Consider the following 14,695-nt stretch of genomic DNA (forward strand, 5'->3'; position numbering starts at 1 on the left):
TAGATAGAAAGGAATAATTATGAAAAGAATTTATTTTGCTAATGCTTTATTTTCTAATGCTGAATATTATTTTAATGAAATGTTAGTTAAAAAAATTAGGGATCTAAATAAATTTAACGTTTATGCCCCACAAGAAAACTTAAGTATAAATGATAAGTCAAAATCGGCAGATTCAAAAGATATCTATAGAGCTGACAAAAATGAATTGGATAAGTGCGATATTCTAGTTGCTGTATTAGATGGTCAAGTTATAGATCCTGGTGTTGCTGCAGAAATAGGAATATTTGCGCAATGCAAAAAACCTATTTTTGGTTTAATTACTGACTCGAGAAAAACTGGTTATTTAAAGAATAATGAACCAAAATTAGAAATCATGAAAACCCAAGTTGCAGAATCTCAATTTATGTATTTTAATTTATTTGTAATTGGAGCCATTAAAGAAAATGGAGACATTTTTGATAGCATTGATAAATTATTAAATAGATTAAATTCGCTTTAAAAAGGCCTTAATGAAACTAAATAAAGTTTTAACTTTAACAAGCGCTTTTGTTTTATCTTTTAGCACAATTAGTTTATCTTGTACTTCTTTATTTCATAAAGAAGATGATATTACTATTAAAAAAGATAAATATCTATTTCACAATTTAGCTAATGATTATACAATTCCAACTAATTTCATAAACCTCTATGAAATAAATAATAAAAAAACAAAATATGTAAATTTAACAGAAATTATAAATGACTTGGATGGATTATTTAACCTTAATTCAGTTTTATATAGAAAGCGTTTTTTCACAAATAAATTTGTATTATATGCAAATAACTGTAAGCTTATTTTAGATTGAATCAATGATACTATTTGAGTAAGTAATGAAGGTGTTTTTAACTTTACTAATTCATCTCAAACAAAAGATTTTGATAGTAATATTGAATGATTGGATAACAAAATAGAAAACCCTAATAATGATGGTATTGTTTTTGATCTTAAAAAATATGGTATCGACATTTTTTACAAAAATGAAAAAATACTTATGCCATTAGCTGTATTTAATACATTATTTTGTAGTCCAAATTATTATAACCTATATTTTACAGGTGATAATGTATATGGAACATATTTTCTTTTAAATGAAAATATGGCGGGTATAGAGAATATTAAAAAAAATTCTTTAAATAATACTAAACCAACTAAAGAACAACGACAAGACACAATTAAACATCTTTTATTTACTATGGATTATTTTTATGGTTTAAAAAACAATAAATCTATAAATAATTTTGGGTCTCTTTTTAGTGAAAATGAAATAAATACGTTATTATCAAATAACCCAAATGAATTTACTCAAGCATATATAGATCTTTTATATGGAAAATTAAATGAATTACATACATCAATACATATGACATCATTTTATAATCATTATAATAATACATTGAATTCTTATAATATAAATAGCGATAAATTAAAAAACTTCAAGAAAACCCGTGAAATCCTACAGAAAAATCAAAAAAATATAAGTAAAGATTATGTTAGATTTTATAAAGATATGGCTATTATAACATTTAATAGTTTTGATGTTGGTAACAAAAATAACTCTACACCTTCCAATGATACTTTTGCCCTTATGACTGAAGCTATGAAAAAAATTAATAAATATGAATATATGGTAGACCCATTATCTATAAATCCAAAAATTGAAGGTGTTAAAAAAATAGTAATTGATTTATCCCTTAATGGTGGCGGCAGTATAGCTGCCATGGGTAAAGCTTTAGGATTTCTTACAAATGATAATATAGATATATTATTTAAAAACTCAATTGATAATTCAATTACATCTAATGCACTAAGAGTAGATGTAAATAATGATAATAATTATGATGATAATGATGCTTACACAAAATACCAATGATATGTTTTAACAAGCAATAATACATTTAGTGCAGCTAATTTATTTGCATTTCTTTCTAAAAAATATAAATGCGCAAAAATAATAGGTCAACGTTCAGGTGGTGGTATGTGTTCAGTTATACCTATTGTTTTAGATGATGGAACATCATTTCAAACAAGCTCGAATAATCTATTAGTTATTAAAGATGGTAATAATTATATTGAAGTTGAAAATGGAATAGAGCCAGATATCAAAATACCTTTAGATTATTTTTATAATGATGAAAAAATTTATGAACAAATTCAATAAATAAAAAAAACGGCAAAAGCCGTTTTTTTTGTTAGAATTAAGCTTCTGCTTTAACTTCGTTAACTTCTTTGTTTGATGGTCTTGATCTTTTAATAAAGAAACTGATAATTCCATCAAAAAGAATTCCAAGATAAATGGCGATTGGAACACCAAATCCAACTCATTTACCAACAGTTGGGATTTTACCAAACAATCCTGGTATTGCACCAATAATGTAATCAGTGTCTCCTCAGTTTAAGGTATTAAGTGTGTCTAAAGCTTTTTTAGCTTCTTCATTTGTTGAACTTTCAAGAATTTGTTTAAGGGCATCACTTGAATATGGTACCCATCCACCTCATATAAATGCTGCTGGCACAAATGTAATTATAATACCACCAACAAATGGACCAACAATAGCGCCAAGTCAACCACCACGAACATTACCAAACACACCTGCTGTTGCTCCTAAGAAGAAGTGAGGAACAAGTCCTGGTAAAATAACTACGGCAATTAATCCCCCTGAATAAAGACCGATTGTAATACCCATTCCTACTATACCTGCTACGAATGATGAAATAAACCCAATCAATACTGCAACTGGCGCATATGGGAATACAACTGGACAGTCAACTGCTGCTTTAGAGTTTTTGATTAATTTGTCACTAATTCCTTTAAACATAGGAACTAATTCACCAACAAACAATCTTACACCAGAAAGCATAATTTCTACTCCGGCTGTAAATGTAAATGATTGTACTAATAATGTTACAACTCAATTTCCTTTGCTAAGAATTGTATACGCACCTTCAGTATCTTTATTGGCTTTTGTTATTTTACCAATTTCATATAAAACACCACCAGGTATGAATGCTACTGCATAGAAAATAAAAATTGAAATTGTTAATGAGATTATTGTATTTCTTAAGAAATATAAACCTTTAGGGAATTTAATTTCTTCGGTTGAAGCAATTTTTCCTTTCGTTAGTTTGTGAATACCTTCACCAATCAAACCACTAAGAGCATATCCGAATCCTCCTGTGTGTCCTAACCCAATTTCGTCTGTACCTAAGATCATTTTCATGTATCTTTGTTGTGTTGCAGGGGCTATAACCATGTATGCTGCTATTAAAGCACTACCTGATATAAGAGCTGCCGCAAAATTACCTGCATTGTTTCTCAAATCAAAACCCATTGCGTAAAATACCATAGAAATCATTAATGATGTATAGTATAAAACGTGTCCTGATAAATAAACATATTTTAATCTTGAGAATGCGGCAAGAATCATATTAAGAATCATACCGATAATCATGATTAAACTACCTAGAGTAACGATTGTTGGTAATGCACCTGTCATTGCACCAGCAAGCGCATCATTGTTAGGAATAACACCAGATAATCCATATGTTGCCATAAATACTGGTTGAAAAGCACTAATTGACCCAACAATAACACCAGATCCGCCACCTAAAATTAAAAACCCGATAATAACTTTAAACACAGATAAAGTTGTTTGGGAAGCTTTTTTACGTTGTACTAATGCACCTAGTAAAGTAAAGATACCAACTAAGAATGCTGGAACACCAACAAAAGCTTTAATAAATTCTAAGAATCACATCTTTTCCTTTCTTTCTCTTTCTATTTATAAAATTTAAATTAAGCTTTCACAAATCTTTGTACCAATAGAAAAATACAAATAATTTAAATTTTTTTAACTAGTAATTAATTTATTTTGAAATATTTTCTTAATTTTTCTTCTAGTTCAACTTTAGATAAAATGTTCTTAAGAACAATTTTGTGTTCTTCAGGAAATTCTAATGCCTCAGCAATATCAGCTCCTACAACAATTAAATCAACACCGTGAGCAGAAAAGCTTGAAATATTTGTGTCTTCACATGAGTCATATTGAACTCCTAATTTATCTAAAACACTCTTTACATTCATTTCTACAAGTAGTGAAGATCCTAAACCTGATCCACAAACTGTTTTTATATTCATTATTTACCTCCTTTTTTATAATTATCTAATAATTCAATGAATTTTTTAACAGAATCACATTCAAGTGCTTGTTTTTTAAAGTTTTCATCTGTAAAATATTCACCAAATTCTTGAATAATACTAATGTGGCTGGTACTATCAATTGCTGATAAAGTAATAATAATTTTTGCTTCTTTATCATCTTGATTATTAAACTTAACATATTTGTCAAGCAAAAGTGTACTTGTTCCTGGTTTTAAAGCATAAGGACCAGGCTTTGCATGAACTAATGCTAATCCTCTTTCTAGAACATAATATGCCCCATATTGTTTTGTTGATTCAAAGACTGCATCAGCTAGTTCTTTTTTAGCATATTTGTGTTTTACAAGAATATCAACACCAGCATGAACAACATCTTTTCAGTTATCCAAATCTGTCCTGTACTCTATCATTTTTGTGTCAAATAATTTCATATTCCTCCTTTATATCATTCCTTGACTTTTAAAAGCTAAAAGTAAAAAAGTAAGTGTTGCACCAATAATAACAATGATTATAGATATAAATAGAATTCACCCTCCTCTAGTTGAAGTTTTTGGATTATATTCTTTAGGAAGAGGCATTCCTTTTATATAAAAGAAATTATTTGGATTCCTTTTAATTTGTATATCTTTTTTCTGATGTTCTATACTTAATTCTTTTAGCTCTTCATCAGATAATAAATTCATTTTTTCATATTCTTCATCATACACACTTACCAATAATTGAATTGCGTGTTCTCTATTAAATTTATCGTTACTCATCTCTTCCTCATTTTTTAAAAGAAATCGCTAATTCAAATATTGTTTTTGAATAGTGATTTAACAATTCATCAAAAATCAACCACCTTTTTAATTTTAATATTTTTAAAATTTTTGCATCAATTTCTTTATTATCCGTTTTTAAATATTTGAATGAAATATCAATGTTTTTGTTGATTTTTGGTAAATTTATGATAAATTTAACAACAATTAATAAAAGTCGAGTTAATAAAATAATTAGACCTAATTCTCATCAAGACATTGCTAAAAATGTAACCTCTATTATTCATATAAATAAATTTGTAAAAGAAAATATTTTATTAAATTTATAAACGCTATTACTTTTACTTATTTTATCATCTATAAACATAAATGTAGTGTAAATTGAATTTACCGAATTATAAATATTTGTATTTAAGAAAACATCAGCATTAAATTTCACAATCGACTTTTTTAAATTGTATGGTAAAACAAAACTTAAATTCTCTCTCTTAAATGATGATGATAAACCATATTTCCCAATTAATGTTTTAGCTTCAAATAATATATGGTCCTTGTTTTTTAAACTTTCTTGTTTTTGTTCATGAGTAATATTAAATATTACGATGTAATTGTAAAATGCACTAATAATAAAACTAAAAACAATTATTGCAAAACCTATATAAAAATCAGAATATGTAAAGTCAATCATTATTTGCTCACTTTCATCTTTATAAGGTTGTTTGATAATAATTTTTGAATAATTTTATCTACTTTACTATCATCAATTTTGTCAACTTCATTCTCTTCCAAAAATGGAACTAAATTATAAGTGGAAACAACATTGTAATCATTAATAACTGTTTGCGTTTGTTCGTTTAAAGTTAGAATTATTTTTGTAATTTGTTTATTTTCAATTTCATATTTACTAACTAAAAGTTTACAAATATCTTCATATCATTCTAGTTTTACATCGTCAATTTTATTACTTTTCTTAGAATTAATAAGTTTTAAAACTCCATCCTCATATATTAAATTTTGACCTTTATAATTACGTACCAAATTTGAAATTAAAAATATATGATTATTATGAATAATTAAAATTGGAATTAATGAATAATTAAATTTAGCAAACTTATTCTTAAGCAAAACATTATAAAATAAACGTGATTCTTTCTTTAGGATAATTGTTTTTACAAATTTATTTAAATCATTATTAATTGACCCTACTTGTTTTTTCTCGCGACCTTTTTTAGTATCCAAGGATGGTCAAAAATAGATAAGTATTCTTCAAATTATAACCCCTATAAGAATAAGAATTAATAACGCACTTAATGTTCAAAAAGAAACATTAAGTATATTAGGTTCGGTTCAAGAATATCCCAATTTTTCTGTATTTTTTCCACTCATAATTTAAATTTATAAGTAAACTATGTTACTCTTTATTATTTGATATTTAAAATTATATATATAAAAATCTAAAAACACTTAAAAAGAAAAATAATATGAAAATAAATCCACATTATTTAATTAATACGTATTTTTCTCAAAAATCATTAAAGTTATTGTATTCTTTTATGTAATTTCTTAATATTGAACCACCAACAGCAATATCAACTCCTCATCTTTTAAACTCTAAAACATTTTCTGATCTTAAACCACCATCCGAAATAATTTCAATATTTTTATTTATTTTTTTTATTTTTGGGATTTTTTCAAACAAAATAGGGTTCAATTTTTGACCAACACCACCAATAATATCTATTGTCATTAGCACAACATAATCTAGCATTTTAATTTGATCTTTTATGTCTTCAATTTTATCTTTTGATTCGATCATTATTCCGAATTTTGTGTTCGGATATTCTTTTTTAATTTTCAATATATTTTCTACAGAGAACTCACTAGAAGGTAAAGAGATTTTGTTTATTTTAATTTCTACTAATTTTTGAATTAAAGCATCAGAATATTTACACATACAATGAGCTTCAAAAATTGCTTTTTGATATCTATTTCTTAATCAAATAACATCATCTAATTTTAATCCAAAACTATTTACATAATGAAAATCCATAAAATCAAGATGAAAATTTTCAAACCCATTTTGATATAAATAATCTAAATCTTTTAATGATTCATATGAATTTAAAGCACATATACTTTGAGAATATTTCATTTTTTCCTTTCTTTAATTTATAAATTATATTTTTAATTTTAGTATTAATAATATATTTTTATAAATGTATAATTTCTATAATTGTATAAAGAAAGAGGAAAAAATGAACTTAGATAAAAAAACAATTGCTTCTATGCAAGGTATTGCATTAGATGCAATAAATAAAGCAGGGCAAGGACATATTGGTATGGCAATAGGTGCTGCTCCAATTACATACACAATTTTTACAAAATTATTAGAAATTAATAAAAATGATCCTAAGTGAATAAACAGAGATCGTTTTGTATTAAGCGCTGGACATGGATCAATGGCAATGTATTCAATTATGAACTACTTAGGTCTTTTAAATGTAGAAGATATCAAAAATCACAAAAAATTACATTCTAAAACTCCAAGCCACCCAGAAATTGATTCACAAGATTACATTGATGCATCAACCGGTCCTTTAGGACAAGGTATTGCGATGGGTGTTGGTATGGCGATTAGTCAAAAATACTTACAAAATCGCGTAAACAAACCAAACTTTAATATTATTGATCATGATATTTATGTTTTACACGGTGATGGGTGTGTTCAAGAAGGGGTTGCTCTTGAAGCAATACAATTAGCTGGCACAATGAATCTTGGTAAACTAATTTTAATACATGATTTTAATGATGTTCAAATTGATTCAAGAGCAAAAGAGGTTAATAATACAGATTTTATTTCTTACTTTAAAGCACAAAACTTTGAAACATTTGTTGTTACAGAACCTACAGTAGAAAATATTGAATCAACTCTTAAAAAAGCAAGAAAAGCAACAAAACCTTCATATGTTCAAATACATACAGTTATTGCAGCCAATACTCCTGTTGAAAATACATCCGCTGGACACAATGGTGTATTAGATCCCGAAAAAACAATTGCTTTTAAGGAAAAAATAGGATTAAATAACAAAATTCCTTTCGAATATGATAAAGACGTATATACTCACGCACAAAGTCATTGAGTAAAAAAAGACAAGATTTATGATGAATGACAAAAATTATTTAAAGAATTTAAAAACAAATATCCAGAGGAATGAGAATTTTTAAACACTTTAAAAAATAAATCATACAAATTTGATTTATCAAAAATAGAATTTAAAGAATCAAATGTTGCAACAAGAAACTACTTTACACCAATAATGAATGAACTAGAAAAATCTCCTTATGTTATTGGGGGTAGCGCAGATTTAGCTTCAGCAACTAAAATTAAATTCGCAAACACATTAAATAATGGTGGCAAATATATAAAATATGGTATTAGAGAACATGCAATGACCGCTATTAATAATGGTATATATTTACACTCTAATCTAAAAACAATAGATTCTACATTTCTTGCATTTGCCGATTATGCAAAAGCCGCAGTTAGACTTGGTGCTTTAATGGAAATACCTAGTGTTCATATTTACACACATGATTCATATCAAGTTGGTGGAGATGGACCAACACACCAACCATTTGATCAAATACCTATGCTTAGAGCAATGGCAAACGTAAAAGTTATTCGTCCATGTGATGAAACAGAAATGAAATTAGCATTTAATCAAGCGTTAAATCAAGATAAAGAAAAATATGCAATTATTGCTTGTCGTCAAGGAATTAAGTCATTTAATTTAATTAAAGAATTTAAATCAGCATATGTAGTAAAATCAAATCCTAAATTTGATATTTCTCTTCTTGCAACAGGTTCAGAAGTATCTCTAGCAGTAGAATTAGCTAATGTTTTAGAGAAAGAAAATATAAAAGCGCAAGTAATATCAGTTCCACTACTTCAAGACCTTGTTGATAATGAAAAATTGATTAAAGAATTAAAACTTGATAAAAAACCTATGTTTGCAATTGAAGCAACAAGTGATTGCATGTGATATAAATTGTCAAAATATAATAAAATAGATGCATTCCTAGCAACTACATATGGACATTCAGAAGATGGCGGTAAAGTTTATTCATTAAAAGGTTTTAACACTGAAAACCTTCTAAAATTAGTTAAAAACTTTCTTTCTAAAAAATAAATTTGATTACAAAAATATTAATTTTGAAAGCAAATTCAACAAAATATAAACAAATTTATAAATTATTGTAATTAAATTAAAAATAAAATAACACAAGTTAAGTTATTTTTATAAAAATTAATTAATAAAATAATCAACCTTTATTGGTTGATTATTTTAAATAACAAATTTATATGTCATGATAGATCTATTAAAATTTTTTAAACAATGATTAAATTAGAACTGATTTTGTATAATCCAAAACCTTTTGAACATCATTTATGTTATCTATTATAAAACCTGATGAGTTATGATGACCTCCGCCTCCAAATTTTCTAGCTACTTGAGAAACATCAAAATGTGTTTTTGATCTTATTTCCCCCCTATACTTACCATCATCTTTTTTTAAGAAAGCTATTGCAACTTCGCTTGTTGTTGAATCAACAAACTTCATTACTAACGGTCTAACAATATCGTTTGTTATAACACTATCAGAAATAACATATGATATACCTTCATATTCCTGTTTATCTTTTATAGTATCAAATATAAGTTTATTTTCTAAATTATTCAACTTCATATTTTTTATTAATTGTGAATAATTTAGACCTTTCTCCATTAAAAAACCCATACATTTAAAAGTTTCTTGATTTATATTACGTTCCATAAAAAACTCTGTATCAGTTATTATGGCAACAGCTAATCCATTCAAAACTTTTCCATTAGTTTTTAACTTTAGTGCTTTTATTATTAATGTAAGTAATTCACCTGTTGCTGGTCAATTATCTCCACCTATTTCAAATAATCATTTATTTTCATGAGGATGATGATCAATTTTTAAAGATTGTTCTGGTATTACTCTAGAATCATAAATCCTTGATTTAGTTGATGTATCAACTACTATTTTTAATGATTTATTAAAATATTCATTTTCAACCAAGTTTATTGGTTCATCAATTAAAAACAATAAATTTCTTGGATAATCGCCACCAGATATTTTAACTTCTTTTACTTTTGGACAATTAATCCTAATCAATTCTTTTAAAGCAACAGCAGAACCTAAAGTGTCTCCGTCTGGTTCAATATGAGTACATATTGTAATATAAGAATGATTAGCAATTATTTTTCATAACTTTTTATAGTCATCAAGCATTTCATTGCCTATCCATAGGTTTGTGGATACCTTTTGAGAAATATTTTGAAACGTATGTTTTTAATGATTTAATAGCTATTTTATATCTAGCCAAAATTTGTCATTTAGGTTTATTGGTATTTGTAAAAATATCCATAAAAACCTTTTTCTTCATTTTTTGAAATTCTTTTTTATATTCTTTATAAGTTTTTCTTATTAATATATTTTCTTTTTTCTTGTTTTTTAAATCACATAAATATTCATTTTTGTTTGCATATTCTTTATTTAATGTTAATAAATTATCTTTTTTGTTTTTAGCAATATTAAATTGAGCATTTGATAATTTATTGTTATATTCAACATTTGTTATATATGAGATAGAGAGTGATTTTAGAAGTTGAGAATGTCTAAGATTACGTTTTATTATAAAGTTCTTTTCGAAGAAGTAACCCTTAATTAATTTTTTTCTTAAAATGTTTGAAATTTGCTCAATTATCAATAATAATACAATAGTAACAATTAAATATGATGATAGTCTATCTCAATTATTTGTATCTGCGGAATAAATAGAAATTTGTTGTCCAAATGGAGATGCTCCAACAGCGCCAATAACAACCGTTGTCTTAAAATTAATTTCTATTCTATATAGGAAGTTTGATAATGTTTGAGGCATAATTTCTTTAATAACAACGTATTTAATTTTATGAAATCAATTTGCACCAACAGAATCTAGAGAGACAAATACTTCATTATCTATTCTCTCAATAGACTCTGTAACTAATTTACCAAGCATACCTATAGAGTGAATTCCTAATGCCAATACCCCAACAAATAATAATGAATAATGATACATAACCAAAAATAATAATGCTAAAGTAAATGGAGGGATTGCCCTTATAACTATAATTATAAATTTGAAAATTAATGAGAAATGCCCAGATATTTTTCTTGCCGCCAATATTCCTAATATTAAGGCAAACAATAAACCAAGCACAGATGAAACAACAGCTACAACTAAAGCATCCAACCCTAAATTAATTGGATTATTACCTGAATCTCAATTATTAAATAATGTTCAATCTGGGTTAAATAATTTTCTAAGTCCATTCCCAAAATTTCTTAATTTTATATCATTTGCAATTTTCCACTCAACTTCAAATAATGTTGCAATTGTTAAAATTGCTAACAAAATAATTAATGTTAAATAAGCATAAAATATTTTAGGTTTTTGTTTTTTAAGACTATCAATTTGATCTTTTAATTCTAATGAACTATCAATATTTGGATGTTTTGGCGTATATTCTAAAAGATATTTTTTAATTAAATAATTAAATACTTCAAGAATAATCATAAATGCAACAAGAATTCATAAAACTATAGATAAATGAGATCAATGGTTTGGAACCGCATATTTATCATTCATTAATGAACCAATAGTTTCAATACCTACAACTTCTAGAATTGCAGCAAAACGAACAACCATTTCAAAAGTGTATAAACCATAAGTTACAATTCTTTTCATTAAATAGGGAAGAATTGATTTTTTAAATGCTTGAAATCTAGTATTACCTATAGAAAGCATTCCGTAATATGTAGATACATCATAAGTATCTAGATCTTCATATAGCCATTTTGTCATTAGTGTTGAAACAAATATAGCTATAGATAAAGACGCCGCCAATGATGGGCTAACTAATTGAAATATAAGAAACGCAAAAACAATTGGCGGAATTGCTCTTACAAATGACATGAAAATTCTTGTAGGATAATAAATAAATGGTGATTTAATAAAATTTTTAGAACTAAATAAAGCAAGAGGTACTGAAATAATAATTCCTAATAAAGTACCTAACACAGAATAAGCAATTGTTTCCCATAATAGCTCAAGACTTAGTACAAAAGTATCTAATGGAGTTGTATCACCATTTCCAATATAAATTGTCTTGTTAAATTCGGTAAAATGATACAATTGTCCAAACATTTTATATGCATAGGAAAAATCCGGATGTACTTTATTTATTAAATATATTAATAAAGCCGATCCTATTATTCAAGAAAAAATTAACAATCATGGAAATTTTTTAGTTACTTTTTGACCATTAATATCTATAAATTTTGGATTAAAAAAATCTATAAATCTTTCAAAGTAATATCTAAGACTTCTTTTCTTTTGTTTATTCATATTATTTTTCAAATTCTCTTATTCTGTTTTGAATATTTTCTTGAATTGCTTTTCTTTTCCTATTAGTTTCTAAAAATTGTTCTTTATCAAATTGTTCCAATTGTTCTCCATAAATGGATTTAAGAACATCCAAATTAACTTTATCTCATGCGCCATCAAAAACAATTGCACCATCCTTAACCCCAATTATTCTATCCGCATACTGTAGTGCTAAGTCAACATGGTGTAAGTTTGCTAATACAGTTATTTTATCTAATTTATTTACTAATAAAAACCCATCCATAACAGATTTTGCCATAATAGGATCTAGTGCACCTACGGGCTCATCAGCTAAAATAATTTTAGGCTTTTGCGCTAATGTTCTAGCCAATGCAACACGTTGCATTTGGCCACCACTTAAGTCTTTAGCTAAGTCATATGCATTTTCAAGAATATTAACTTTTGCTAAAGATTGATATGCAATTTGAACATCTTTTTTTGAATAAATGCCTAGAAATGATCTTCATTTTGGCATCTGCGGTAGTCTTGCCGTTAGAACATTTTGAATTACTGATATATTTTCTATTAAATTGTATCTTTGAAATACTATACCGATTTTTGATCTAAATTTTCTTAATTTACTACCTTTTGTTTTACTAACATTATAAGGGCCAACATATAATTCACCCTCGCTAATATCATTTATTTTATTTACGGTTTTAATAAGCGTAGTTTTACCGGCCCCACTAAGACCTATGATTGCAACAAATTCACCTTGATTAATAGAAACGTTGACATCAGTCAACACTCTCTTTCCGTTATCATAAATTTTTGATACATGATCCCACTTAATATTTCAATCTTGAGTTTCAATTTCTTGAGTATTAATTGGGGTACCTAATTTATTTTCATTCATAAATTACTAATTAAATGATGTGAAACCTTCAAAGTGTTTAGCGAATCATACTTCTGGGAATGAATATGATGCTGAAGAAGTTGTTCCGGTGTGTCCGTATTTTATCTTATCTTTAACATCATCTCATTTTAGTTTTCAGTTAGAACCATGTTCTTTTAAAGCTTCTAGAATTATTTGCGCTATTTCTGAATCTTTACGAGCGTAAATATATGATCTGTAATATCCAGCTACATGTAAATCACCTTCATCAATTGCATCTACTGCTTCTTTTAATTCTTTAGAATATCCTTCTGTTACAGCATTAGGTCTTTTGGCCTTTTCCTTTTGTACATATAATGAACCACCATTAAATTCTTTATAGTTATTAAATGCTTCAACTAATATTTTTTCGTCATTAATAGCTGGTACTGAAGAATTTCCATTTTTATAAGGATCAATTATTTGAACTGGTCTTCCGGCTTGAATTATAAAGTTTGTACTTGGAGCGGTTTTATCTCATGTACCAACCGGTAAAAACGCAACATCAATTGATTTATTTTCTAACGCAGTGGCTGCCGGATCATAACCTGTTGAAACAGTTATTTCAGTCTTGTAACCTTTTGTAGCTAAAAAATCTTTAATTTTTTTACCCGCTTCAGCTATATCACTTGCATCACTAGAAGGAATTAAGTAAATTTTTAAAGCTTTGGCATCAGCCTTAAATTTACCCGACTCATCAAAATAATCCCCGCCAGCAACTAAAGCTGAATTAAATGCTTTTTTAGTTTTACCTTTTGCATTAACTGTAATTTCGGCATCTGGCGATACTTTTGTGTAGTCTGAGTGACTATAAATATCAAAAACTGTTCTTACTTTAAGTTTTCCATCTTTCATTTCCGCTTTAAATAATAAACTTTTTTTATCAGCTGGTAACTTATCGTATTCTTCGAGACTTTTTAATTTTTTTGCTTCTTTAGCTTGGTTATTTGCTTCTTGCATTGCTAAAATAAACATATCTTGAACACCTTTTACATCGTCTGCTTTTAAATCTGCTCTTGCTTGAGCACCATCATTCGAAATAGCACTTGTAGTTCCTACAACAATTATATCCTTAGCGTTTTCGCCTGCGTAAAATCTTGCATCTCCTCAGCAACCTAAAAGATTTATATCTTTTCCGGCTAGTTTTGTCATTGCATCAGCATAACCATTTGTTTTAATTGCTACGCTATCTTTACTACATGATATAGTAGTTAAAGGTAAAATTGCTATAGGTGCAATAACTCCTAAATATCATAATTTTCTTTTCATTTCTTTCCTCCTTTTAGCCATATTTTAGTATTTTTAAAAATACATAGATACTAAAACATGTTCACAAAAAATAAAA

At 26.8% G+C, this 14,695-nt stretch carries 14 protein-coding genes; 3 read left to right on the forward strand and 11 right to left on the reverse strand.

What is annotated here, in order from left to right; translation table 4 throughout:
- Window positions 1-19 precede the first annotated feature (19 nt).
- Both T380_RS0100160 and T380_RS04175 read left to right on the forward strand, forming a co-directional pair.
- The gene (locus T380_RS0100160; protein ID WP_027333952.1) at window positions 20-499 is read left to right on the forward strand and encodes a nucleoside 2-deoxyribosyltransferase; all 480 of its coding nucleotides are present in this window, start codon (window positions 20-22) and stop codon (window positions 497-499) included.
- Window positions 500-509: 10 nt separating this feature from the next.
- Window positions 510-2,198: a S41 family peptidase gene (locus tag T380_RS04175; protein ID WP_051599900.1), complete on the forward strand. Its 1,689-nt coding sequence runs from the start codon at window positions 510-512 to the stop codon at window positions 2,196-2,198.
- Window positions 2,199-2,235: 37 nt separating this feature from the next.
- On the opposite strand, the gene T380_RS0100170 is transcribed toward T380_RS04175, so the two are convergent.
- The 7 genes from T380_RS0100170 to T380_RS0100200 all read right to left on the reverse strand — a co-directional run bounded on the left by T380_RS0100170 (window position 2,236) and on the right by T380_RS0100200 (window position 7,106).
- Window positions 2,236-3,795: a PTS sugar transporter subunit IIC gene (locus T380_RS0100170; RefSeq protein WP_027333953.1), complete on the reverse strand. Its 1,560-nt coding sequence runs from the start codon at window positions 3,793-3,795 to the stop codon at window positions 2,236-2,238.
- 104 nt (window positions 3,796-3,899) lie between these two features.
- Window positions 3,900-4,175, reverse strand: a complete 276-nt coding sequence (locus T380_RS0100175) for a PTS sugar transporter subunit IIB (RefSeq protein ID WP_027333954.1) — start codon at window positions 4,173-4,175, stop codon at window positions 3,900-3,902.
- Window positions 4,175-4,627, reverse strand: a complete 453-nt coding sequence (locus tag T380_RS0100180; RefSeq protein WP_027333955.1) for a PTS sugar transporter subunit IIA — start codon at window positions 4,625-4,627, stop codon at window positions 4,175-4,177. Before T380_RS0100180 ends, T380_RS0100175 begins: the two co-directional genes overlap by 1 nt.
- Window positions 4,628-4,636: 9 nt before the next feature.
- Window positions 4,637-4,954, reverse strand: coding sequence for a hypothetical protein (locus T380_RS0100185; protein WP_027333956.1), 318 nt, complete (start codon window positions 4,952-4,954; stop codon window positions 4,637-4,639).
- Window positions 4,947-5,642, reverse strand: coding sequence for a hypothetical protein (locus tag T380_RS0100190; protein WP_027333957.1), 696 nt, complete (start codon window positions 5,640-5,642; stop codon window positions 4,947-4,949). The genes T380_RS0100185 and T380_RS0100190 overlap by 8 nt, the downstream gene beginning before the upstream one ends.
- The gene (locus T380_RS0100195) at window positions 5,642-6,340 is read right to left on the reverse strand and encodes a hypothetical protein (protein WP_027333958.1); all 699 of its coding nucleotides are present in this window, start codon (window positions 6,338-6,340) and stop codon (window positions 5,642-5,644) included. Before T380_RS0100195 ends, T380_RS0100190 begins: the two co-directional genes overlap by 1 nt.
- A gap of 112 nt (window positions 6,341-6,452) precedes the next feature.
- Window positions 6,453-7,106, reverse strand: a complete 654-nt coding sequence (locus T380_RS0100200) for a beta/alpha barrel domain-containing protein (protein WP_027333959.1) — start codon at window positions 7,104-7,106, stop codon at window positions 6,453-6,455.
- 103 nt (window positions 7,107-7,209) lie between these two features.
- Between T380_RS0100200 and T380_RS0100205 the strand changes: the two genes are divergently transcribed.
- Window positions 7,210-9,144 (forward strand): transketolase family protein, encoded by a 1,935-nt coding sequence (locus T380_RS0100205; RefSeq protein WP_027333960.1) that lies wholly within the window; start codon window positions 7,210-7,212, stop codon window positions 9,142-9,144.
- A gap of 211 nt (window positions 9,145-9,355) precedes the next feature.
- Here the strand turns inward: T380_RS0100205 and T380_RS0100210 are convergent, their stop codons facing one another.
- Genes T380_RS0100210 through T380_RS0100225 form a run of 4 tightly spaced genes read right to left on the reverse strand, consistent with a single transcriptional unit; the run spans window position 9,356 to window position 14,619 of the window.
- On the reverse strand, window positions 9,356-10,276 hold the full coding sequence (locus T380_RS0100210) for a DHH family phosphoesterase (protein ID WP_027333961.1): 921 nt from the start codon (window positions 10,274-10,276) through the stop codon (window positions 9,356-9,358).
- Window positions 10,260-12,437, reverse strand: coding sequence for a PhnE/PtxC family ABC transporter permease (locus T380_RS03730; protein WP_051599915.1), 2,178 nt, complete (start codon window positions 12,435-12,437; stop codon window positions 10,260-10,262). Before T380_RS03730 ends, T380_RS0100210 begins: the two co-directional genes overlap by 17 nt.
- 1 nt (window position 12,438) lies before the next feature.
- Window positions 12,439-13,332 carry a phosphonate ABC transporter ATP-binding protein gene (gene phnC, locus T380_RS0100220; RefSeq protein ID WP_084259779.1) on the reverse strand — a complete coding sequence of 298 codons (894 nt, stop codon included), beginning with the start codon at window positions 13,330-13,332 and terminating at the stop codon, window positions 12,439-12,441.
- A gap of 6 nt (window positions 13,333-13,338) precedes the next feature.
- A complete protein-coding gene (locus T380_RS0100225) occupies window positions 13,339-14,619 on the reverse strand; it encodes a type 2 periplasmic-binding domain-containing protein (protein ID WP_027333963.1) in 1,281 nt (426 codons plus the stop codon).
- Between the last annotated feature and the right edge of the window lie 76 nt (window positions 14,620-14,695).

The organism is Mycoplasma elephantis ATCC 51980 (genome assembly GCF_000687815.1).
GTDB classification, from domain to species: domain Bacteria; phylum Bacillota_I; class Bacilli_A; order Mycoplasmatales; family Metamycoplasmataceae; genus Mycoplasma_H; species Mycoplasma_H elephantis.